Below are 21,562 nucleotides of genomic sequence, written 5' to 3'. Positions count from 1 at the left end.
TGCGCCCGATCGGCAGCGATCCGCCGGACCGGAGGGTAACCGGCCGCCGGCATCGCTCAACCCGGCGCCGCCCCTGCCGATCACGTCAGCTCGTGGGATCGGATGGCGGGAGACGGCGGGCGCGCGTGCTCGCGCGCGCCCTGCGCAGCCGCCCCTGGCTCGTGGTGCCGGTCGTGGTGCTCGCCCTGCTCGCCGGCTTCCCGGCGGCGTACGGCGCCTTCTCCGGCTCCACCGACGGCACGGCCACGTGGGGCACCGCCGCCTCCTTCCCGACGTACCCGCAGCACGTCGCCGCCGACGGCGCCCGGTTCCACCACCGGTCCGACGAGACGGGCGCGTTCCGGGCGGACTCCGCCGCGGCGGACTCCTCGGGCAACAACCGGCCGGGCGTCTACGGCGCGCCCACGGACGGCCCCTCCACCTGGTACCGGTTCGACGACGGCAGCGGCACCACCGCGGCGGACTCGTCGGGGTCGGTCAACCCCGGCACGCTGGCCAACGGGCCGGCGTGGGCGGGCGGGCACCTCGGCACCGGCGGGCTGTCCTTCGACGGCGCCGACGACGTCGCCACCGGCGCGGCGGGCGCCGTGGACACCGGCTCGTCGTTCACCGTCGCCGCGTGGGTGAACCCCACCACGGCAGGCGCGCACCATGCCGTGCTCAGCCAGGACGGGAACGCGATCAGCGGGTTCTTCCTCAAGAACGACTCGAGCGGGCGATGGGAGTTCACCACCTACGACACCGACGACATCCTCGCCGGCCGGGTGCGGGTCCAGGCGCCCGCGCAGACGCTCGTCAACCGGTGGACCCACCTGGCGGCCGTGTACAACGACCCGACCGGCGAGATCCGCCTGTACGTCGACGGGGCGTCCGTGGGCCGCGCCTGGCGGGGCGGCGACTGGAGCGCCACCGGGCCGTTGGTCGTGGGCGCCGCCCGCTGGGGTGCGGGCACCCGCACCGACCACTTCGCCGGCCAGATCGACGACGTCCGCGCCTACCGGCGGGCGCTGAACGACACCGAGGTCGCCGGGCTCGCCGCGCAGCCGTCGACGTGGTGGAACTTCGACCCCGTCAGCAACACCCAGCCGGACCACTCCGGCAGCGGCAACCCCGGTTCCCTCCAGGGCACCGCGACCTTCACCGCCGGTGGCGTGACCATGAGCGGGGACGACCACGGCGTCGGCGTCCGTCCCGGCGCGCACACCGACCGCAGCTTCACGGTGGCGGCGTCCGTGCTGCCCACCGCGAGCACCGGCGTCCTCGCCGTGGCCAGCCAGCCCGGCGCGGCGGCCAGCGCCTTCAGCCTCACCTCGAACGCCGGCGCCTGGCAGTTCGGCCTCACCGGTGCGGACACCTCGTCCCCGGCGACCGCCGTGGCGACCGGGACGACGCCGGCGACCGCCAACGTGACCGCGCACGTGGCCGGGGTCTACTCGGACGAGGCCGACGAGATCCGCATCTACGTCGACGGGCGGCTGGAGGACGTCACGACCGCCACCGCCGACTGGGACGCGCCGGGACCGCTGAACGTCGGCCGGCTGCTGTCCGGCGGGTCGTACTCGGGCCTGTTCCAGGGGCGGATCAACGACCTGAAGGTCTACCCGCGGGCGCTCGCCTCCGACGACGTCCACGACCTGGCGAACGCCCCCGTGGCCCGCTACGACTTCGAGCAGGACAGCACCGCCGTCGCGTACGACGGCAGCGGCAACGGCCACACCCTCACCCGGCCCTCCGGGACCACCACGTGGTGGCCGTCGGCGCAGCGCGGCGGCGCGATGAACTTCAGCACCGACGGCTACCTGCGGTCGAGCGGCCCCGTGCTGGACACCAGTACCTCCTACAGCGTGTCGGCGTGGGTGTACCTCACCTCGAACGCCGCCTGGAACCGGACCGCGGTCAGCCAGGACGGCGCCAACACCAGCGCCTTCACCCTGCGCTACAACAACTGGGACAGCGGCAACGCGTGGGCGTTCCAGCTCCAGCCGAGCGACAGCACCGCCGGGCCGAGCACCGCGGTCTCGGGCGCCGGCTCGGCCACAATGAACCGGTGGACGCACCTGGCCGGTGTCTACGACGACGGCGCCGACCAGATCCGCCTGTACGTCAACGGCGCCCTCGCCGCCACCGCCGCGGCGACCGCCGACTTCGCCGCCACCGGTTCGCTGAACCTCGGCTCGTCGCTGTACGACGGCCTGCGGGGCGACTTCTGGCCGGGCCACCTCGACGGCGTGGCCGTCTACCAGGAGGTGCTCACCGCCGCGGACGTGGCAGCCCTGCACGGCCAGGCGCCGGTCCTGCGCTGGGACGTCAACGAGGGCACCGGCACGAACCTCGGCGACCGCAGCGGCAACAACAACAACGGCACCATGGCCAACGGGGCCACCTGGGCGGCGGGCCGGGACAGCAACGCCGTGTCGTTCGACGGGGTCGACGACCAGGTCACCACCGTGGCCGCGCCCGTCCGCACGGACACCGGCTTCAGCGTCTCGCTGTGGGCCTATCCGGCGAGCACCAGCGCCACCCGGATCGCCGCGAGCCAGAACGGCACGTACGGCTACGCCTACGCCCTCGGCATCGCCGGCGGCAAGTGGGTCTTCAGCATGTCGGCGGGCGACAGCTCGTCGCCGACCGTGATCTCCGCGACGTCCGCCGCGACGCCGGTGGTGAGCACCTGGACGCACCTCACGGCGGTCTACGACGACACGGAGGACCGCATCCGGCTCTACGTCAACGGCGTCCTCGACGGCGGCAACACGGTCACCACCGACTGGCACGCCGCCGGCCCCATGGTGCTCGGCTGGGCGCGGGCGGCCGGTGCGAGCACCCACCGCTTCCAGGGCCGCGTCGACGAGGTGTACGCCTTCCGGCGGCCGCTCAACGACATCGAGGCCGGGGCGCTGTCCGGCCTGTACGCCACCCGCCCGCTACCGCACCGGCCGCACACGCCGGGCATGACGGCCCGCTTCACCGGCGCGCTCCAGGGGGCTCAGCAGGGTCAGCAGGGCAGCACGGCCGTGGCGTTCAACGGCTTCGGCAACGCCTACAACCCGGTCGCGTCCACCAACCCGGCACCGTTCACCGTCGAGGCGTGGTTCCGGACCGCCGCGAAGGCCGGCGGTGCGATCTTCGGCTTCTCGGTGAACCCGGCCGGCACCGGCGGGCAGCGCGACCGGCTGCTCTACGTGGACAGCGGCGGCCGGATCACCCTCGGCGTCTACCCGGGCATCGCCCGGACCATCCGGTCGCCCGGCGCCTACACCGACGGGGCGTGGCACCACGTGGCGGCGAGCGTGGGGCCGGCCGGGATGAAGCTGCACGTCGACGGCGCCCTGGTGGTGTCCGACCCGGCGGTCACGGCCGCGGAGAACTTCACCGGCTACTGGCGCTGGGGCGGCGCCGACCTGGGCGGGTGGCCGGACCGGCCCGCGAGCGACTACTTCGTCGGCGCCCTCGACGAGGTGGCCGTGTACCCCACCCAGCTCACCGACCAGCAGGTCGCCCGCCACCACGCCGCCAACCACTGACGGGCGGCGGCCGGCCTACCTGTCCTCGACGGCGAAGTGCATGTAGTCCTTCATCGTGCGCCAGCGGCCGCCCCACGGGAACCCGTTGCCGGTGAACACGGGCACCGCCCCGGCGGCGTGCACCATGCCGATGCCGTAGCGGGACCGGCCGACGTACCCCCGGCCCGTCGACGGGGTGACCACCCCGCGCTTGATCATCGGGTTCTGCACCGGGTTGAGGTCGATGGCGGTGCCGTAGGCGTGCTGCGACCAGACGTTCGACCCGGACACCCGGCGGCACTCCCAGCCGGAGGTGATCGCGCTGTAGTCCGTGCCGCCGGGCAGGTTGACCGACGCGGGCGCCATGGCCTGGACGCGGAACCGGCGCTGGTAGAGCTCGCGGAAGATGCGCTGGGTCCGGGTCACGTGCAGGCGGTGCATGATGATGCTGCCGATGCGGCGGTTGCCGGCGAAGTCGACGTAGAACACCCAGACGCGGCGCAGGCTGACCGGCCAGATGGGGCAGCGCAGGGCCGGGTTCCAGTTGACCATCTGCGGGGTGACCCGCTCGACGCGGGTGCGGAACGCCGGCAGCGGGCCGCCCGGCTGCCGGTTCAGCCGCAGCACGTCGTCGACGTGCACGGTGTACGGCCGGCGCAGGCCGTTCCAGGCGGCGATCACCTTCCAGCCGACGCCGTAGACCTTGGCGACGGAGCGCAGCGTCTGGCCGGGGCGCACGACGTGGTACGGCGGCCGGACCGGCGCGTTGCGGGCCACCGCGAGAGTGGGCGCGGCGGCCACGGGCGGCGGCGCGGCCGCGGCGGGCGGCGGCGCGGCGGCGGCCGGGGTGGCCGCCGGGACGGCCGCGACCGGCACGGCCAGCAGGGCGGCCGTGAGGGCGGCCGGGAGACGGGTGGGGCGAGGGATGCGCATGGGATCCGACAATACGGAAATAGGGTCCTAACCGGGCGCGTTCCGCGCGATCAGGCGAGGTCGGTGCGGCAGCGCCGCGTCGTGCGGGCCGCACGCCGGCGCGGGCGGCGGGACGGCCGCGGGACACTCTCGGGCGCCCGCGGCGGCCCCGTCGTGCGCACCCCCCGGCCGCACGCCGACCCCAACATGTCCGCCGGGCGGACGGGGTGTCAAATGCGGCCCGGGCGTTTGCGCCGCCCCGTCCCGGGTGTCCGAAAAGACGAGGGCCGGTGGGGCGGCCGGCGGCATCGCCGGTCGTCCATAATGCTCCGCGTGAACGGGGACATGGGGCAGTACGGGCCGGTCGTCGAGGTGGAGCCGCACGAGGCCGCCGGCGGCGCACTCAAGTCGATCATGGTGCAGAACGTCGGGCAGGTGTCGGTCGTCGTGCCGCCGGGCACGCCCGACGGCACGTTCCTCCAGGTGCCGGTGCCGGGCCACGCGGTGCCCGTGACGGTCCAGGTCCGCCTGCGGCGCCCGGGCGCGGTCCCGCCGCCGGCCCCGTACGGCCCGCCCGGACCGCAGCAGGCGTACGGCCCCCCGCCGCCGCAGTACGGCCCGCCCGGGCCGCAGCAGCAGCAGCAGTACGGCCCGCCGGGCCCGCCGCCGTTCGGCCCGCCGCAGCCGTACCCGGCGTTCGGCCCGCAGGCGGCCCCGAAGAAGGGCCGCAAGCAGCAGTTCATCGCGCTCGGCGTCGCCGGCGCGCTGGTCGCGCTGTGCTGCGGCGGCGTCGCCGTCTTCGGCCGCGACGACGACAAGACCACCACGGTGGACGGCGTCGAGCGGGTCTCCGCGGGCGACTACCAGCAGCTGCTGAAGCAGTCCGACGCCGCGCTGACGCCGGCGTTCGCGGCGATCGGCCAGGCCGGCGCCACCGAGCTGACCGCGGCGGCGAGCCTGCTGGAGACCGAGTCCGCCAAGCTGCGCGCCGCCGAGCCGCCCGCCCCGGCGGAGCTGCCGCACAAGCGCCTCGTCGAGGGCCTGGAGGACCTGTCGGTCACCGTCGCCAAGGCGGGGTCCGACAAGCCGGCCTGCCCCGCCGGCCCGCCCGGCGCCACGGTGCTCGGCTCGGACGAGGCGACGACGGTCCGCGACGCCGCCAAGGCGCTCGCCGCGGCCGACGCCACCTGGACGTTCGGCGCGTTCCTGCCCGCCGCGCCGAAGGAGACCAACCGGCGGCTGGCCAACGGCGCGTTCGTCAAGAAGACGTCCGGCGGCCGGGGCGAGTTGACCGTCAACAACGGACCCGACGACACCACCGTCAGCCTGGTGCCGAAGGGCTCGAAGACGCCCGCGTTCACCGTCTACCTGCGCGCCAACGGCAAGACCACGGTGCGCAAGATCAAGGACGGCACGTACACGGTGTACACCGCGTCCGGCAAGGACTGGAACGCGGCGAAGAAGGGCTTCACCCGGGACTGCTCGTTCAGCAAGTTCGACGACACCCTGGAGTACGAGACCAGCGACTTCACGTACAGCACGTGGGAGCTGACGCTGTCGAAGAGCTTCGCGGGCAACGCCAGCAGCAGCGAGGTCGACCCGGGGGCGTTCCCGAACTGACGTGCGGCGCCGCCGTCCCGTGCGGACGGCGGCGCCCCACCGTCAGCGGCCGCTGTCGAACAGCTGCCGGATCTCGGCCGCGCTCAGCGCCCGGTCGTACAGGTGCACCTCGTCGACGGTGCCGTCGAGGTAGTCGACCGGCCCGCCGTTGTACCGGCCGCGGCCGACGACCGTGGTGCCGGTCGGCTCGGTGAACGGCTGGCAGGCGCTCAGCGTCGCCGCCCGCTCCCCGTCGACGTACAGCCGCAGCTCGCTGTTCGCCGCGTCGCGCACCCCGGTCACGTGGTACCAGCGGCCGACCTCCGGCTTCTCCGGCGCCAGCGCCCGCACCCCGGCGAAGCTCATCGCGAAGCGCTGGTCGGCGCCGGAGTACTGCAGGAAGAAGTCGCTGGTCTGCGGCCCGTCCTGGCTGACGATGGTCTGGAACGCGCCGTCGGCCCTGTCCAGCTTCACCCACGCCGACGCGGTGTAGTCGGCGGCGGTGTCCAGCACCGGCCGGCCCGCCTCGAGCGCCTGGCCGTCGCCGCTGAGCACCACGCCCTGCCCCACCCGGCCCTCGCCGAACGTCGCGCCGCCCACGTTCGTCAGGTCGGCGTCGCCGGCGGCGTCGTCGAGCGAGCCGTCCAGCGGGTAGTGGGCCACACCCGTCAGGCCGGGGGTGCCCGGCGTCGGCTGCGGCGCGTTGCCCGCCGAGCCGTCCACCGTGCGGATGATCTCGGTGTTGATGGCGCGCACCTGCGCCTCGTTCATCTTGCTGACCTGCCGGTCGTACGTGTAGAAGCCGTTGAGTTCGCCCTCCACGTCGGTGATCTGGGTGTAGATCGCGCCGCTGATGCCGCAGACGGTGCCGGCGGTGATGACGTCGCGCTGGTTCTCGACGTAGCGGCGGGTGAGGGTGGCCTTGTCGGGCGTCATCTCGTACGCGAACCCGTCGCCGAACCACATGTGGTTGGACGTCTTGAGGCCGAAGCCGCCGTGCTCGCCGTCCATCGCCACCCGCGTGTCCGACGGCATCGGCGCGGCCGGGCCCACGTACTGGTGATGGTCGAGGACGTCGCCGCGGCCGGCGTCACCGAGGGAGTTGCAGCAGTTGACGCCGCTGTGGGCGTTGACGAGCCGGGTCGGGTCGCGCCGCTTCACCTCGTCGGCGATGCGGCCGGTCTCCTCGCGGTCCCACTCGCCCCAGCCCTCGTTGAACGGCACCCAGCCGACGATGGACGTCCAGCTGTCGTGCTCGGCCAGCATCTCCCACAGCTCGGCCTTGAACTGCTCGCGCCACGGCTCGGGGATCCGGTCGGTCTTGGACGACGGCATGTCCTGCCACACCATCAGGCCGAGCCGGTCGGCGTGGTAGTACCAGCGGTCCGGCTCCACCTTGATGTGCTTGCGCACCGTGTTGAAGCCGAGCACCTTGTGCTGCTCCAGGTCGAAGCGCAGCGCGGCGTCGGTCGGGGCGGTGTTCAGCCCGTCGGGCCAGAACCCCTGGTCCAGGGTGGACAGGTGGAACAGGATCGTGCCGTTGAGGGCGAGCCGCAGCTTGCCGTCGGCGCCCTTCTTCGTGCCGATCTCCCGCATGCCGAAGTACGAGCCGACGCTGTCGACCTGCCGGTTGCCGTCGAGCAGCACGACCTTCAGGTCGTACAGGTACGGCGAGTCCGGTGACCACAGCTTCGCCTTCGGCACGGGCACCCGCAGCTCGGCGTTCGCCGCGCCGGTGACCCGGCCGACCTCGCGCTGCTGGCGGTCGTACGCGACGGCCCTGACCCGCAGCCCGGCGCCGCCGGCGGCCCGCGCCGTGAGCCGCAGCTGCGACGCGGCCAGGTCGGGGGTGGTCTTGAGCCCCTCGATGTGCGCGGCGGGCACCGGCTCCAGCCAGACGGTGCGCCAGATGCCGGAGCCGCCCTGGTAGAAGATGCCGCGGTCGGACACCCGCCGCTGCTTGCCGATGGGCTGGAACGTGGCGTCGGTGAGGTCCTCGGCCCAGACGATGATCTCCTGCGGCCCGCTCGCGGTCAGCGCGTCGGTGACGTCGGCGCTGAACGCGTCGTAGCCGCCGCGGTGGCTGGCCACCTCGGTGCCGTTGACCCACACCTTGGCGTCGTAGTCGACCGCCCCGAAGTGCAGCTTGACCCGCTGGCCGGCCCAGCCGGCGGGCACGGTGAACGTGCGCCGGTAGTACATGCGCTCGCCGGTGCCCTGGATGCCCGACAGGGCCGACTCGGGCGGGTACGGCACGAGGATGCGCCGGTCGAGGGCCCGGCCGACGGGCGGCGCCTCGCCGGCCTTCGCCCAGGCGAACTCCCAGACGCCGTTGAGGTTGCGCCACCGCTCGCGGGTGAGCTGCGGGCGCGGGTACTCGGGCAGGGCGTTCGCGGGCGACACCTGGGCGGTCCACGGCGTGGCCAGCGGCGGGACACCGGGCCGCCACTGCGGCTCGGCCGCGCGGGCGGGCGGCGCCGCGGTGAGGGTGAGCAGCACCGCCGCCGCGGCGGCCAGCAGCCGTCTCCCGGCCTTCTTCCTCGTCATGCGCACGAGCCCCTTTCCGAGTGCATTGAGGACGATCGATAGCGAACACATTGCAACAACATTGCGCACGTAACGTCAAGGTTCTTGGTCGTTCCCACACGACCGATCGCCGGGTCTGCGCGGCGGGACAGCGCGGCCGCCCGATTCGTGCGACCGTCGGCGACGTGAAGACCAACGCGACCATGCGGACCCTGCTCGCCGCCGCCCGCCCGGCCCCGCCGGGCTTCCCCCCGGACGTCCAGGACACCCTCGACGCGGGCTGGACGATCGGCCCGAACGGCGCCCTGCTGCTCGCCGCCCACTGGCGCCGCGACCGCCACGACATCCCCGCCGACGCCCTCGGCGAGGGCGAACACGAGGTCAACGACGTGTTCGTCTCCCTGCGCGACCTCGCCCCCGGCAGCCCCGAGTTCCTGCCCCGCGCGGCGGCCCGCTGCGTCGCCTTCGCCGACCAGATGCTCACCGGCTCCCACGGCCTGCCCGGCTCCACCGGCCTGCTGGCCACCGTGTCGGTGTCCACCGACGCCGACGACGAGGACTTCGCCATCCAGGGCGGCACGGTCCGCTTCTTCACCCGCCGCGGCACCCACCCCGACTGGTACGAGGACCTGGAGGCGTTCCCGCACGAGGCCCTGGCGGTGCTCCCGGGCTGAGGCGGGTCCATCGTGGTGGCCGCCGGCCGGGGGCGGCCCGGCGCGGGATAGATCGTCCGGCTTCGTCCCCGATGAATCGACGCGTTCATCACTCGATCGTTTAACGGACACACCGGCGAGGTAGACCGGAGTTGTGGATCACGAGGGATTCGGACTGACGTCAGACATCACCGACGCCGGAGACGGCCGGATCCTGAACCTGCGCCTCACCGGGGCCGTCGACATGGACGCGTGCGCCAAGCTGACGGACAAACTGGTCGACGCCATCCGCCTCACCGACGCCCCGCGCGTCGTCGTGGACCTCGAGGGCACCGAGTTCATCGACTCCCACTGCATCGGCATGCTGGTCGCCGGCTTCGACGCCGCCCGCCTGTCGGGGCGCGGCTTCGCACTGACCCGGGCCCGCGGCGTGGTCCGCCGCGTCCTGGAGGTGAGCGGCCTGATGACCCTCCTCGGCCGCGACTGACTTGCTAATGGAAATCATTTCCAACAAGACGGGGCCATGCGCAGCCCCGCCCGCACCCCGCCCACCGTCGACCGCCGCAGCCCCGTCACGGTCCTCGCCGGGTTCTCCCCCGCCGCCACCGAGGCGGTCGCCCGCATCCTGCTGGTCGCGGACCCCAGCCTCACCCTGATCGCCTACCACCCGGCGGTGGACGCCCGGACCACCCCGCGGCAGCGCCCGGCTCCCACCCCGGCCACGCCGCGGCCGACCGACTCCCGGCTCGCCGCCACGGCCGGGTCCCCCGCCGACCCGACGACCGCGCCGACCGGCTCCACGCCCGGACCCGCCACCGGACCCGCCGGAGCGGCTGCCGCCCGGCCCGGAAGCACCCCCACCGCCGCCCGCGTGCTGCGGCGGGTCGTGCAGCGGGCCGGGCGCACCCTCGCCGACGAGGCGCTGAACGGCGACTGCGTCCCCTGCGCCCTCCGCGCCGACCTCCCCGCCACCCTCACCCACCTGGCAAGGCAGCACCCCGGCGGCGGAATCGTCGTGGTGTTGCCGTCCGTCGTGGAGCCGGAGACGGTGGCCGCCGCGTGCGCCGGGTGTGCCGCCGGCGGTGACCTGCGGTTCGACTCGTACGTGACCGTGGTGGAGGCGGAGGTCGTCCTCGACGATCTCACCAGCTCCGACGACCTGTGCCATCGTGACCTGCCCGCCACCGACCGCGACCACCGGTCCGTGGCGGCCGTCGTCGCGGGTCAGATCGAGTTCGCCGACACCATCGTCACGTGGGGCAGCCCGGACGGGGATCCGCCGGCCGCGGCCCGGCTCCGCGCGCTGCTCAGCCATCTGGCGCCCTGGGCGGTGCAGGTGCGGGTCGGGGACTCGCCGCTGATCGACTGTGCCGCGCTGGCGCACCGGGTGCTCGGGTCGGGGCGGCACGATCCGGCGGCGCCGGCGATGGTGAACCGGGCGCTGGAGGGGTTCCCGATCGGGGTGGACGCGCCGGACGACGAGCACGGGGTGCGGTCGGTGGTGTTCGGGGCGCGGCGGCCGTTCCATCCGGGGCGGTTGCACGATGCGCTCGGGGACCTGGCCGGGGAGGCGTTGCGGGGGCGGGGGCAGTTGTGGCTCGCCAGCCAGCCGGACGCGGTCGTGGGGTGGGACTCGGCGGGTGGCGGGGTGAGCCTCGGGTCGCTGGGGCGGTGGCTGGCGGCCCGGCCGGGCGGCGGGTGGGCGGACGTGAGCGCGTACCGGCGGATCGCCGCCGATCTGGCCTGGGACCCCTACTACGGCGACCGGCGGACGGCGCTGGCCTTCATCGGGGTCGGCCTGGACGCGGCGGCGGTGACGGCGACGCTGGAGTCGTGCCTGCTCACGGACGCGGAGCTGGCCGACGGGTGGGAGCGGTGGGCGGGGCTGCCGGACCCGTTCGCCGGGTGCTTTCCGCTGGACTGAGCCGCGCCCGGCGGGTGCGGGGGGCGCGGGTCGCGTATAACGGGCGGATGCGGAGCGAGGAGCTGGTGGGGGCGCTCGACGGCCTGCCGGGCGTCGAGGTGTCGGTGAACGGCGACGGCACGGTGACGGTGGACGTGCCGGCGATCGGCGACAGCGCGCGGCTCGACCCGGCCGACGTGCTCAACTGCAGCCACGTCGCGTCGCCGACCGGCGCGCCCGCCGTCCACCTGGGGGTGCGCCGCGGGCACGAGCAGCTGCCGCTGGTCGTCACCGTGGGTGACGTGGTGTTCATGCCGTCGTACGCGGCGGACATGCTGGTGTCCGGGGCGGACGTGCGGGTGCCCGGCGCGCCCGACATGGTGGCGTACTCGGAGATGCACCGCGACGTGCGCGCCCTCGGCCGGGCCCTCGACGAGCCGGAGGCGGAGTTCGACCCGGAGATGCTGGCGGCGACGCTGCTGGTGCACCGGTGCTTCCTGGCCGGCGCGATGCGGGTCGGCCTGTGGCCGGTGCGGGTCGCCGCCTGGTGGGAGTACGCGTGGGCGCGGGTCGGCGCGCAGCTGCCGCTGGGCGAGTTCCGCGCCGACCCGGCGTTCGACCGCCTGCTGGCCGACGTCGCCGCGGCGCGGCAGGGGGCCGGGACGTGACCGGCGGCGACGACCTGCGGCCGTTCGTGCACGACGGGCGGCTGCGGTCGCTGCCGGCGCGGCAGGCCCGCCGGCGCGCGGTGCTGGAGCACGTCGCGGCGTCGTTCGAGCCCGGCGCCGTGTACCCCGAACGGGTGGTGAACGAGGTGCTGGCGGCCTGGTGCGACGGCGGCGAGGCGGACCACGTGGCGGTGCGCCGGTACCTCGTGGACGGTGGGCTTCTCGCGCGCTCGGGCGGCCTCTACGCCCGCGACGCCGCACTCCTGCCCGGCCCCGACGCGGCCCAGCGCCACGTGCGCGCGATGGGGCTCGACTGACGCGCACAAACTGACCGTTGCGGGAGCTTGTGATCCAGAGCACACTTCACCGCGTGGCGTCATCGACGACCCCCACCCGCGACGAGGACCAGCCATGACCTCCCAGCCGCCGACCGTCCCCGGCAGGCCCGGCCATCCCCACCATCCCCACCATGCCCACCGGCTGCCGCCCGGCGCCGACCGGTCCGGCACCGAGTCGTGGCGCCCGCACGCCACCGCCGGCGACCCGGACTGGCACCCGCAGCACGCGGCGCCCGACCCGCGCCCCCGGGTGCCGCGCCCCGTGCTGCTCGCCGCCGCCGCGACCGGCGTGGCACTGATCGCCGTCGGCGTCGCCCTGCTCAGCGACGGCGGCACGAGCCCCGGCGGCGGTGGTGGCGCCGGCGACGCGGCCGCCGCGACCCCGCCCGCTCCCCCGTCGACGAACGCGGCCGTCCCGGCCGACCCCACCGTCGCCGGGCCGGGCATCTGGCGCGTCGGCGAGCAGATCGAGCCGGGCACATACCGGGTGGTCGCCGAGGCCGCCCGGGACTGCTACTGGGCGCGCCTGCACGCCGACGGCCTGCTGATCGACAACGGGCTGGGCGGCGGCCGGCCGACCGTGACGCTGGAGGCAGGCGAGCAGTTCCAGACCTCGGGCTGCCCCGACTTCAAGAAGCAGTGACGGCCGGGGCGTCCCCTACCGGGACGCGCCGCGGCCCGCGGGCGCCAGCAGCGCCGACGCGGCGAAGCGCAGCAGCGGCCGGTACACCCGGGCCGAGTCGCTGAGCGAGCTGAAGTTCGAGGTCTCGTTGTCGCCGTGGTACGTGGTGGCGACGGCCGTCTCGTCGATCGGGTGGCCGTCGCGGGCGGCGTGCAGCAGGACGTTCATCTCGTACTCGAAGCGCTCGCCCGGCACGGTCTGCAACCAGCCCAGCAGGTCCGCCGGGTACGCCCGCAGGCCCGTCTGCGTGTCGGCGACGCCGCGGCCGGTGGCGGCGTGGAACAGCAGGCGGGTGACGGTGTTGCCGAAGCGGCTGCGCCACGGCACCCCGTCGCCGTCGAAGCGGCGCACGCCCAGCACCAGGCGCCCGGTGCGGTGGGCCTGGGCGCCGACGCGCAGGATGTCGCCGACGCCGTGCTGGCCGTCGGCGTCCGCCGACACCACGTCCTGGCCCGGGTACGCCTCGGCGGCGTGCCGGAAGCCGGTCTTGAGGGCGATGCCCTTGCCCCGGTTGACGGGGTGGCGCACGACGTCGCAGCCGCGGTCGGCGGCGTCGGCGAGGATCTGCGCCGCGGCCGGGCCGCTGCCGTCGTCGACGACGACCACGGGGGTGCCGGGAGCGTCGGCGCGCAGGGCGTCGACGAGCGTGAGCAGGTGCGGCCCCGGTCGGAACGCGGGCAGGAGCACGATCATGCGGGTGTGTTACCCGCGCAGGCGCCGCGCCATCCCCGTCAACCGGGTGACCGTCCTCTCCCGACGACGCAGCGCGGCGGCGTCGCGCACGCCGACGAAGCACAGCCGCGCCGCCAGGTACACGGCCCACTCGGCGCGGCGCCGGCCGCCGCCCGGCACGGGGACGTCGGTCAGGGCGGCGCCCCGCAGGCCGAGGACCTTGCCGGCGAGGAACCGCACCCGGGGCAGGTGCCACGGGTGGGTGACCAGGCCGAGCGGCCGGCCGGGGGCGAACTCGTACCCGGTGAGCAGGCCCTCCTCGGCGACGTGCAGCAGGTTCTCCAGGGTGCTGCGCGACCGGGTCTCGGCCCGCAGCTCGGCGACGGCCCCCAGCCCGGCGGCCAGCGCGGCCCGCACCATGAGGTCGCCCTCGCAGGAGCCGTCGGGCGGCTGCACGGCCCCCTCGGCCGCCTCGGCCCAGCCGCCGGTGAAGATCACCCGGGGGATGCGGCCGCCGGCCCGGTACTCGTCGCGGCGGCCCAGCACGTAGTCGACGGCGGCGTGCACGCGCTCGGCGCTGCCGGCCGTGAGCGACCAGCGGCCCCCGGCGAGCTGGACGCCGCGCCCGAACACCACCAGCACCCCGGCACCGTCACCACCCACCGGCCCATCATGCCCGCCGCCCGCGCCCGGCCGGGCGGCTACGGTGGCCCGATGCCGGACCTGGAGCGCCTCGCCGGGCGCCACGCCGCCCCAGCGTCAGTCGCCGGTCAGCTCGGCCAGCACGTCGGCGGCGTCGCGGTTGCCCGCGGCGGCCAGGCGGCGCAGCTCGTCCAGGTCGCCCGCCTCGCCCGCGGCCTGCACCAGCTCGTCGGCGGCGTCGCGGCTGCCGGCGGCGGCCAGGCGGCGCAGCTCGGCGAGGTCGCCGCGCTCCCCCGCCAGCTGGACGAGCTCGCCGACGGCGTCGTGGTCGCCGGCCGCGGCCCGGGCGCGCAGGTCCGCGTACTCCTGATCGGTCATGTCGATGGTCCTTCCACGGCGGGGACGTCCGGCGCCAGTGTGGGCGCGGCGGCGGGCCCGCGCCAGGGTTGATCGGACCGGTACTGTTGTCGATGGGTCACCGGTCGATCACGCGGAGGTCGCTGTGCGGGTGCGGATCGCCACGGCGGACGGCGTCGAGGGCAATGCGCTGTACAGCTGGCTGCGCGGCGACCCGGCGCTCGTGCGGGACGCCGACGTGTCGGCGCCGGAGCCGGCGGCGGGCGAGATGGGCGCCATGGAGGTCGTCGACGTGGTGCTCACCCACGGCGCCGCCCTGGGCGGCCTGGCCGTCTCGGTCGCCACCTGGCTGGGCACGCGCACCCGGCGGTCCACGATCACGATCACCCGCGCGGACGGGGCGACGCTGACCGTCTCCGACGCCGACGAGGTGAGCCCCGGGCTCATCGAGGACTTCCTGAACGGCGACGACCGCGGCTGATGGGTTCCCGCGCCGTCCTCATCGGAGTGTCGGGGTACCGGCGCATGCCGCCGCTGCCGGCCGTCGCGGCGAACCTCCGCGACCTGGCCGGGCTGCTCACCGACCCGGACGTCGGCGGGCTGCCGGCCGAGAACTGCGTCGTCGTGCCGGACCCGGAGGACGGCACGGGCCTGCTGGTGCCGGTGCACGAGGCCGCCCGCGCCGCGACCGACCTGCTCGTCGTCTACTTCGCCGGGCACGGCCTGCTGGACGAGTCCGGCGAGCTGTACCTGGCGCTGCCGGACGGCAGCCGCGACCGGCTGCCGTCGGCGGTGCGGTTCGCCGAGCTGCGCCGCGAGGTCGTGCGCACCGCGGCGCGCTGCCGGGCGAAGCTCGTGGTGCTGGACTGCTGCTACAGCGGCCGGGCGATGGCCGGGTTCATGGGCGCCACGGGACGACTCGCCGACCAGGCGGCGGTCGAGGGCGCGTACCTGATGACGGCCACGGCCGAGACGGTGGCGGCGCTGGCGCCGGTGGGGGCCCGGCACACCGCGTTCACCGGGGCGCTGATCGAGACGCTGCGCGACGGGGTGCCCGGCGCGCCGGCCGTGCTCGACACGGAGACGGTGTTCGAGGCGGTGGAGTCCCGGCTGCGGGCCCGCGCCCAGCCGCTCCCGCAGCGGCGCAGCCGGGCGGCGGGCCACCGCATCCCGGTGGCCCGCAACCGCGCGGCGGACGCGCCGCCGGAGGATGTGCCGGCGCCGCTCGCCGACCGGCCGCGCCGCATCGGCCCGCGGGCGCTGGCAGCGGCGGGTGTGGCGGTGTTCGTGGCGGCGGCGGTCCTGACCGGCCTGGCGCTGGCCGACGACGGCGACGCCGCCGGCGGTCCGCGGCCCGCCACCGGTTCCGGCCCCGCGACCACGTCCCCTCCGCCGCCGGTCGTCCCGGAGCCGACGCCGCAGCGCGACAACCTCACGGTCAACCTGTTCGACCGGGGCGGAACGCCGGACCGCGTCGTCCAGATCGAGCTGACGGAGGTGGGGTCGGCCATCAGGTTCTTCGTCGTCACGCCCGAGGGCGTCTGCGCCGTCGCCGGCCTCGACGGTGACTCCACCGTGATCCGCAGGCCCGGTGGCCGCTGGGTCCGGATCATCATCCTGCCGGCCCGCCCCGCGGTCGATCCGCCGGGCGACGGCGACTTCACGATCCCGGTCGACTTCCAGATCGAGCGCGGCACCGGCACCCCGCCGGTCGGCAACAAGCCCTGCACGTCGCGCTGATCCATCGATGTTCTTGACTATCGTCCCCGCGCACCGACAGACTTTTAACAAGGTTTACCGATGCCCGGCGACGAGAGTGAGCATGCGCCCATGAAGAAGCTGACGTCCGCGGTCGGAATCGCCCTCGCAAGCCTGGCCGCCGGCTTCGTCGTGGCGCCCGGCGTCGCGAACGCCCACCCGCACCACCCGCCGCGCCCCCTGCGCGAGTGCGCCACCCCCTCCGTCGACCGCCTCCAGCAGTGGATCGCCAGCGGCGAGGGCGCCACCGAGCCGGCCACCGGCAGCCTGCTGGTCCCGGTGCGCGGCAAGCACCGCTACGCGGCCAAGGTGAACTTCCTCAACCCCGAGTGGCACGTGGTCGTCGTCTGGCTCGCCAACCAGTTCGAGGCGCAGGTCGACCTGTCGCGCTCCGCCGGGTTCTGGCTCACCTACAGCGCCACCGAGGACGTCTACCTGCAGCTGCGCCCGGCGTCGCACTGGAGCGGCGGCGACAAGTGGCTCACCCTGGTCCCGGCCACGGGCGGCCGGACAGTGACCAGGTTCTTCAGCTTCCGGCCCGACCGGTGGACGACCCTGCCCGAGCTGGGCGCCCCGGCGTACTCGTTCGCCTCCGCGCTGGCCGAGGCCCGCGGCTTCGTCTTCGTCGGCAAGACGGAGAACCGGCTCGTGTTCCGGGGCCTGCGCTTCGACGGTTACGTCCCGCCCTGCCTGTGACCGCGTCCCGCGGGGTTCACCGGTTGGCGTCGTCGCGCACCAGGCGTGCCCAGCCGAGCGCGACGGCGCCCACCGCCCAGGCGGCGAGCACCACCGACGACGAGGTGGTCGTCATGCCCGGCACCTCGCCGAGCAGCAGGTGCGCCGCGCCGGTGCCGGGCAGGACGAGGGCCAGCTCGGTCATCCACTCGTAGCCGAACTGCGGCAGCAGCAGCGGGAGCAGCAGCATCAGCAGGAAGACGGTGACGAGCCCGCCCGCGGCGTTGCGCAGCAGGAAGCCGAGCCCCACGGCGAGCGCGGCGCCCGCGGCGAGGACGACCGCGACGGTGCCGAGCACGTCGAGGCCCTCGTCCACCGGCAGGCGCAGCAGCGGCCGGGCGGCGGTGAAGGCGGCGACGGCGGACCCGGCCGCCAGCAGCACGCCGGCGACGGTGGCGGTCCCGACGGTCACCAGCGCGCGGGCCACGAACAGGACGGTGCGGCGCGGCGTCCACTGCAGAGCGGGCACGATGCCGCCGGTGGCGTAGTCGGAGGTGACGGCGAGCAGCACGAGCGCCAGCAGCGCGAACTGCGCGGGCATGGCGCTGATCCGCGACACCGCCCAGGCCGGGTCGCCCTGCGGCGGATCGGCGTCGCCGGCCGCCTCCAGCCCGGCGATGGTGCCGATGCCGAGCATGACGACGGCCGCGGCGGCCAGGAACCACCAGGTGGCCTTGACCGTCCACAGCCGCGTCCACTCGGCGGCGCAGGCGCGGGCGAGCACGCGCCCGGTGGAGGTGTCGCGGGTGGACGTGCCGGGGGCGGCGGTCAGGGTCGTCATCGGGTCTCCTCCGGCCGTCCGCCGTGGTATTCGACGTGGTCGCTGGTCAGGGCGATGTAGGCGTGTTCCAGCGACTGCTGGACCTCGGTCAGGTGGTGCACCGGCACCTGCAGGGCGTGGGCGAGGTCGCCGACCTGCTCCGCGGTGGTGTCGTCCACCTGCAACTCGTTGTCGTCGACGCGCTGGGCGGTGAAGCCCTTCGCCTGCAGGCCGGCCAGCAGCGGGCCGGACTCGGACGTGCGCACCCGCACCTGCAGGTTGCCCAGCCCGCGCAGGATCTCGTCGGTGGTGGCGTCGGCGATGAGCCGGCCGCGGCCGATGACGACCAGCCGGTCGGCGGTCTGCTGCATCTCGCTGAGCAGGTGGCTGGAGACCAGCACGGTGCGGCCCTCGTCGGCGAGCCGGCGCAGCAGCCCGCGGATCCAGCGGACGCCGTCGAGGTCGAGGCCGTTGATGGGCTCGTCGAAGACGAGGATGCGCGGGTCGGCGAGCAGGGCGGCCGCGATGCCGAGGCGCTGGCGCATGCCCAGCGAGTAGCCCTTGATCCGGCGGCCGGCGGCGCTGCCGAGCCCGGCCAGCTCGATGGCCTGCTCGACGCGGCGCTCGGGGATGCCGTTGGTGCGGGCGGCGACCCGCAGGTGGTTGCGGCCGCTGCGGCCGGGGTGCACGGAGCCCGGGTCGAGCAGCGCGCCGACCTCGCGCAGCGGCTCGGCGAGCGCGGCGAACGGCCGCCCGTTGACGAGCGCCGTGCCGGACGTGGGCCGGTCGAGCCCGAGCATCATCCGCATGGTCGTGGACTTGCCGGCGCCGTTGGGGCCGAGGAACCCGGTGACCTTGCCGGGCTGGACGTCGAAGCTCAGGTCGTCGACGGCGAGCACGTCGCCGTAGCGTTTCGTCAGCCCGCGGACCTCGATCATCGGTGTTCCCTCGCTCGTCGGACGGTTCGGTGACTGATCGACTATCAATCGTTTGCTATCGAAAGTCAATAACCGTCAGGCCTGCGCCGTCCGCCAGGTGAGCCGCGAGTCCGGGAACGAGCCGTCGCCGAACAGCACCCGGGCGGCCGCCGCGCGGCCCGGCGGGGTGCGCAGCGCCGCGAAGGCGGCCTCGGCGGCCGCCGGCGACCGCACCCCCGACAGGGCGTGCCGCAGCAGCAGCCGGGTCCGGAAGCGCGCCCGCAGCGCCGCCCCGTCGTAGTGCCGCAGCACCGCCGCGTCCCCGCTGCGCAGGTAGTCCCCCGCCACCGCGGCCGCCAGCTCCGACAGCCGCAGGCACGGGTCGAGGCCGCCCGCCGTCAGCGGCGACACCGCGCCGGCCGCGTCGCCGACCAGCAGCCCCTGCGGGCAGGCCAGCCGCCGCAGCACCCCGCCGACCGGGATCGGCCCGCCCCGGCGGCGCACCGGGCCGGTCGCCGCCGGCAACCCCGGGAAGCCGTCGGCGAACGTGCGCACCAGCCGCGGCAGCGGGCCCGCCAGCCGGTCCGCCCGCCCGGCCAGCCCGACGTGCGCGTGCCGCCCGTCGTCGACCGCCCAGGCCAGGTAGCCCGGCGCCAGCCGGGGGTCCACCACGCAGTGGAACGTCGGCGGCGACCCGCCCGCGGCGATCGGGTACACCTCCTCGGCGCCCACGATGAGGTGCCGGTTGACGTCCAGCCCGAGCCGCCGCGCCACCGTCGACCGGGCGCCGTCCGCCCCCACCGTGAACCGGGCGGCCACCCCCGCCACCGGGTACGCCACGCCGAGCCGCACCCGCGCGCCCGCCTCCCGCGCCCGGGCCAGCGCGTGGGCGTAGACGCCGGCCATGTCGGCCACCCGGAACTCGTCGCGGGCGCTGACCAGCTCGACCGGCCGGCGCATCGACGGCGGGTACAGCACGACCCGGCGGATCGCCGGCCCCAGGTGTGCGGCGGGCAGCGCGAAGTCCTCCAGGGTGCGCCGGACGAAGATGCCGGTGGTGCGGATCCCCGCGTCCAGGGTGCTGCGGCGGTCGACGACCAGCACGTCGTGGCCCTGCCCGGCCAGCAGCCGCGCGGTGTGCAACCCGGCCAGCCCGGCCCCGACGACCAGCACGTCCACGATCTCCATGGCCGCCGACCGTAGCCCCGCCCGGCCCGCCCGGCGGCCGCCGTCACAACACCTTCACGCACTCTCCCCAGGCCGCCACCACCCTGGCCGTCCGGCCGATGGGGCCTCCCCCGCGCCGCCGAATCCGGCCCGGAGTGGTCGCGGACCCGGACCGCCCGCCGATGGTCGGCTCACTGCGAGTCCCGCGATGGAGGCACCCGATGTTCCTGGCACACCGCAAGCGCGCACTGGCGACGGCCGTCGCCGCCGCCTCCGCCGTGGTCGGCGGCCTGCTGTCGGCCCCCGTCGCGGGCGCCACGGCGGCCGGCCCGGCGGCCGCGCCGGCCCGGACCCCGATGTCGCCGTTCTCGTCGGCGCAGTGGGCGTCCGGCACCGGAAACACCCTCGCCGACGTCGCCGCCACGATCGGCAGCAACCGCGCCGCCGCGGCCGGGCTGACCGGCAAGGGCGTCGGCATCGCCCTCATCGACACCGGCGTGGTGCCGGTGCCGGGCCTGCCCGCCGAGCAGGTCGTCAACGGGCCCGACCTGTCCATCGACTCGCAGGCCGACAGCCAGCGCTACCTCGACGCCTACGGCCACGGCACGCACCTGGCCGGCATCGTGGCCGGGCTCGCCCCCGGCGCCAAGCTCACCTCGATCAAGGTCGGCACCGCGAACGGCGCCGCCGACGTCTCCCAGGTCATCGCCGCCCTCGACTGGCTCGCCCAGCACCGCAACGACGACCCCGCCAACCCCATCAGGATCGTCTGCCTGGCGTACGGCACCGACGCGAACGCCAGCTGGGCCGACGACCCGCTGTTCCTGGCCGTCGAGAACGCCACGAAGGCCGGCATGCTCGTGATGGTCGCGGGCGGCAACAACGGCGCGGCGGCCGGCCGGCTGAACTCCCCCAGCCTCAACTACTCCGTGGTGACGGTCGGCTCGGCCGCCACCCACGGCACCGTCACCCAGGCCGACGACACCCTGTCCACCTTCACCTCCGTGGACCCCCTCGCCCCGCTCGACGTCGTCGCGCCCGGCGAGTCCATCGTGTCCCTGCGCAACCCGGGCTCCTACGTCGACACGACGAACCCGTCCGCCCGCGTCGGCGAGACGCACTTCCGCGGCAGCGGCAGCTCCCAGGCCACCGCCGTCGTCGCGGCCGGCGCCGCCCTGCTGCTGCAGAAGGCCCCGGCCACCACGCCGCGGTCGCTGAAGATCTGGCTGCAGAACTCCTCCACCCGCATGCGCGGCGACGCCGCCAAGTACACCGGCGGCGAGCTGAACATCGCGACGGCGCTGACGCTCAGCGTCCCGCGGGCCACCGCCGTCAAGCAGGCGTCCACCGGCCTCGGCTCCCTGCAGGCCGCCCGCGGCAGCATCCAGGTCCTCGACGACACCACCCCGCTGACCGGCGAACGCACCGTCTACGGCGCCCACGACGCCCGCGGCTGGGCCGCCGCCTCCAAGGCCGCCACGGCGTGGAAGGGCGGCCTGTGGATGGGCCACCGCGTCGCCGGCGACGGCTGGACGGGCACCTCGTGGGCGTCGAGGACGTGGGCCGGCGCCACCTGGCCGGGCACGAACTGGAGCAACCGCACCTGGGGCGACGGCGCCTGGTCGGGCCGCGCCTGGTCGGGCCGCGCCTGGTCCTCGACGACCTGGTCGAGCCGCTACTGGTCCTCGTCGACGTGGAAGGACAACGGCTGGTCCACCAGCGCCTGGCGCTGACCTCGGAGTGTCGTACCCCGCTGGCACGGTGGGCGCC

Annotated in this window: 20 protein-coding genes; 12 read left to right on the top strand and 8 right to left on the bottom strand. The window is 75.2% G+C overall.

The genetic code is table 11. The features are described from left to right. Window positions 1-125: 125 nt before the first annotated feature. Window positions 126-3,524: a LamG domain-containing protein gene (locus tag Sya03_RS05795; RefSeq protein ID WP_203937126.1), complete on the top strand. Its 3,399-nt coding sequence runs from the start codon at window positions 126-128 to the stop codon at window positions 3,522-3,524. 15 nt (window positions 3,525-3,539) lie between these two features. On the opposite strand, the gene Sya03_RS05790 is transcribed toward Sya03_RS05795, so the two are convergent. After that, window positions 3,540-4,436, bottom strand: a complete 897-nt coding sequence (locus Sya03_RS05790) for a M15 family metallopeptidase (RefSeq protein ID WP_203937125.1) — start codon at window positions 4,434-4,436, stop codon at window positions 3,540-3,542. A gap of 312 nt (window positions 4,437-4,748) precedes the next feature. Between Sya03_RS05790 and Sya03_RS05785 the strand changes: the two genes are divergently transcribed. Next, window positions 4,749-6,035 carry a hypothetical protein gene (locus tag Sya03_RS05785; protein WP_203937124.1) on the top strand — a complete coding sequence of 429 codons (1,287 nt, stop codon included), beginning with the start codon at window positions 4,749-4,751 and terminating at the stop codon, window positions 6,033-6,035. Between the two features lie 42 nt (window positions 6,036-6,077). On the opposite strand, the gene Sya03_RS05780 is transcribed toward Sya03_RS05785, so the two are convergent. Beyond that, window positions 6,078-8,561: a LamG-like jellyroll fold domain-containing protein gene (locus Sya03_RS05780; RefSeq protein ID WP_203937123.1), complete on the bottom strand. Its 2,484-nt coding sequence runs from the start codon at window positions 8,559-8,561 to the stop codon at window positions 6,078-6,080. Between the two features lie 164 nt (window positions 8,562-8,725). On the opposite strand from Sya03_RS05780, the gene Sya03_RS05775 reads away from it, so the two are divergent. The 6 genes from Sya03_RS05775 (at window position 8,726) to Sya03_RS05750 (ending at window position 12,745) form a co-directional block, all read left to right on the top strand. Beyond that, window positions 8,726-9,214, top strand: coding sequence for a hypothetical protein (locus Sya03_RS05775; RefSeq protein WP_203937122.1), 489 nt, complete (start codon window positions 8,726-8,728; stop codon window positions 9,212-9,214). A 133-nt stretch (window positions 9,215-9,347) separates the two neighbouring features. Further along, window positions 9,348-9,680, top strand: a complete 333-nt coding sequence (locus Sya03_RS05770; RefSeq protein WP_203937121.1) for an STAS domain-containing protein — start codon at window positions 9,348-9,350, stop codon at window positions 9,678-9,680. Between the two features lie 36 nt (window positions 9,681-9,716). Beyond that, on the top strand, window positions 9,717-11,117 hold the full coding sequence (locus Sya03_RS31470) for a CobW family GTP-binding protein (RefSeq protein WP_275411431.1): 1,401 nt from the start codon (window positions 9,717-9,719) through the stop codon (window positions 11,115-11,117). A gap of 47 nt (window positions 11,118-11,164) precedes the next feature. Further along, window positions 11,165-11,764 carry a hypothetical protein gene (locus tag Sya03_RS05760; protein WP_203937120.1) on the top strand — a complete coding sequence of 200 codons (600 nt, stop codon included), beginning with the start codon at window positions 11,165-11,167 and terminating at the stop codon, window positions 11,762-11,764. Beyond that, window positions 11,761-12,081 carry a DUF2087 domain-containing protein gene (locus Sya03_RS05755; protein ID WP_203937234.1) on the top strand — a complete coding sequence of 107 codons (321 nt, stop codon included), beginning with the start codon at window positions 11,761-11,763 and terminating at the stop codon, window positions 12,079-12,081. The genes Sya03_RS05760 and Sya03_RS05755 overlap by 4 nt, the downstream gene beginning before the upstream one ends. Window positions 12,082-12,175: 94 nt before the next feature. Then, a complete protein-coding gene (locus Sya03_RS05750) occupies window positions 12,176-12,745 on the top strand; it encodes an Rv1352/Rv1906c domain-containing protein (RefSeq protein WP_203937119.1) in 570 nt (189 codons plus the stop codon). Between the two features lie 15 nt (window positions 12,746-12,760). Here Sya03_RS05750 and Sya03_RS05745 read toward each other — a convergent pair whose 3' ends face one another. The 3 genes from Sya03_RS05745 to Sya03_RS05735 all read right to left on the bottom strand — a co-directional run bounded on the left by Sya03_RS05745 (window position 12,761) and on the right by Sya03_RS05735 (window position 14,476). After that, window positions 12,761-13,477, bottom strand: coding sequence for a glycosyltransferase family 2 protein (locus tag Sya03_RS05745; RefSeq protein ID WP_203937118.1), 717 nt, complete (start codon window positions 13,475-13,477; stop codon window positions 12,761-12,763). A gap of 9 nt (window positions 13,478-13,486) precedes the next feature. Then, entirely contained in the window at window positions 13,487-14,119 is a 633-nt protein-coding gene (locus tag Sya03_RS05740) for an ElyC/SanA/YdcF family protein (protein WP_203937117.1), read from the bottom strand. Between the two features lie 96 nt (window positions 14,120-14,215). Next, window positions 14,216-14,476, bottom strand: a complete 261-nt coding sequence (locus Sya03_RS05735; protein ID WP_203937116.1) for a hypothetical protein — start codon at window positions 14,474-14,476, stop codon at window positions 14,216-14,218. 124 nt (window positions 14,477-14,600) lie between these two features. Here Sya03_RS05735 and Sya03_RS05730 point away from each other — a divergent pair, with 124 nt between their 5' ends. The 3 genes from Sya03_RS05730 (at window position 14,601) to Sya03_RS05720 (ending at window position 16,909) form a co-directional block, all read left to right on the top strand. Beyond that, a complete protein-coding gene (locus tag Sya03_RS05730; RefSeq protein ID WP_203937115.1) occupies window positions 14,601-14,936 on the top strand; it encodes an effector-associated constant component EACC1 in 336 nt (111 codons plus the stop codon). Next, a complete protein-coding gene (locus tag Sya03_RS05725) occupies window positions 14,936-16,195 on the top strand; it encodes a caspase family protein (protein ID WP_203937114.1) in 1,260 nt (419 codons plus the stop codon). Before Sya03_RS05730 ends, Sya03_RS05725 begins: the two co-directional genes overlap by 1 nt. Window positions 16,196-16,285: 90 nt before the next feature. After that, window positions 16,286-16,909, top strand: coding sequence for a hypothetical protein (locus Sya03_RS05720; protein ID WP_203937113.1), 624 nt, complete (start codon window positions 16,286-16,288; stop codon window positions 16,907-16,909). Window positions 16,910-16,925: 16 nt separating this feature from the next. Here the strand turns inward: Sya03_RS05720 and Sya03_RS05715 are convergent, their stop codons facing one another. The 3 genes from Sya03_RS05715 to Sya03_RS05705 form a co-directional block, all read right to left on the bottom strand. Next, window positions 16,926-17,729, bottom strand: a complete 804-nt coding sequence (locus Sya03_RS05715) for a hypothetical protein (protein WP_203937112.1) — start codon at window positions 17,727-17,729, stop codon at window positions 16,926-16,928. Continuing rightward, complete coding sequence (locus Sya03_RS05710) at window positions 17,726-18,646, bottom strand: ABC transporter ATP-binding protein (protein WP_203937111.1); 921 nt, start codon at window positions 18,644-18,646, stop codon at window positions 17,726-17,728. Before Sya03_RS05710 ends, Sya03_RS05715 begins: the two co-directional genes overlap by 4 nt. Window positions 18,647-18,721: 75 nt before the next feature. Next, window positions 18,722-19,813 carry an NAD(P)/FAD-dependent oxidoreductase gene (locus Sya03_RS05705; RefSeq protein ID WP_203937110.1) on the bottom strand — a complete coding sequence of 364 codons (1,092 nt, stop codon included), beginning with the start codon at window positions 19,811-19,813 and terminating at the stop codon, window positions 18,722-18,724. A gap of 200 nt (window positions 19,814-20,013) precedes the next feature. Here Sya03_RS05705 and Sya03_RS05700 point away from each other — a divergent pair, with 200 nt between their 5' ends. After that, on the top strand, window positions 20,014-21,525 hold the full coding sequence (locus Sya03_RS05700; RefSeq protein ID WP_203937109.1) for a S8 family serine peptidase: 1,512 nt from the start codon (window positions 20,014-20,016) through the stop codon (window positions 21,523-21,525). The last annotated feature ends 37 nt before the right edge of the window (window positions 21,526-21,562 follow it).

The organism is Spirilliplanes yamanashiensis (genome assembly GCF_016863475.1).
Taxonomy (GTDB): Bacteria; Actinomycetota; Actinomycetes; order Mycobacteriales; family Micromonosporaceae; genus Spirilliplanes; species Spirilliplanes yamanashiensis.
The sequence above is the reverse complement of the archived record's forward strand: the minus strand, read 5'-3'. Positions and strand labels throughout refer to the sequence as shown.

Excerpts from the sequence above, each read along its gene's own strand:
- Sya03_RS05790 (WP_203937125.1), bottom strand. The coding sequence starts at position 4,436 with ATGCGCATCCCTCGCCCCACCCGTCTCCCGGCCGCCCTCACGGCCGCC.
- Sya03_RS05780 (WP_203937123.1), bottom strand. The coding sequence starts at position 8,561 with ATGACGAGGAAGAAGGCCGGGAGACGGCTGCTGGCCGCCGCGGCGGCG.
- Sya03_RS31470 (WP_275411431.1), top strand. The coding sequence starts at position 9,717 with ATGCGCAGCCCCGCCCGCACCCCGCCCACCGTCGACCGCCGCAGCCCC.
- Sya03_RS05760 (WP_203937120.1), top strand. The coding sequence starts at position 11,165 with ATGCGGAGCGAGGAGCTGGTGGGGGCGCTCGACGGCCTGCCGGGCGTC.
- Sya03_RS05750 (WP_203937119.1), top strand. The coding sequence starts at position 12,176 with ATGACCTCCCAGCCGCCGACCGTCCCCGGCAGGCCCGGCCATCCCCAC.
- Sya03_RS05745 (WP_203937118.1), bottom strand. The coding sequence starts at position 13,477 with ATGATCGTGCTCCTGCCCGCGTTCCGACCGGGGCCGCACCTGCTCACG.
- Sya03_RS05735 (WP_203937116.1), bottom strand. The coding sequence starts at position 14,476 with ATGACCGATCAGGAGTACGCGGACCTGCGCGCCCGGGCCGCGGCCGGC.
- Sya03_RS05725 (WP_203937114.1), top strand. The coding sequence starts at position 14,936 with ATGGGTTCCCGCGCCGTCCTCATCGGAGTGTCGGGGTACCGGCGCATG.
- Sya03_RS05720 (WP_203937113.1), top strand. The coding sequence starts at position 16,286 with ATGAAGAAGCTGACGTCCGCGGTCGGAATCGCCCTCGCAAGCCTGGCC.
- Sya03_RS05715 (WP_203937112.1), bottom strand. The coding sequence starts at position 17,729 with ATGACGACCCTGACCGCCGCCCCCGGCACGTCCACCCGCGACACCTCC.
- Sya03_RS05710 (WP_203937111.1), bottom strand. The coding sequence starts at position 18,646 with ATGATCGAGGTCCGCGGGCTGACGAAACGCTACGGCGACGTGCTCGCC.
- Sya03_RS05705 (WP_203937110.1), bottom strand. The coding sequence starts at position 19,813 with ATGGAGATCGTGGACGTGCTGGTCGTCGGGGCCGGGCTGGCCGGGTTG.
- Sya03_RS05700 (WP_203937109.1), top strand. The coding sequence starts at position 20,014 with ATGTTCCTGGCACACCGCAAGCGCGCACTGGCGACGGCCGTCGCCGCC.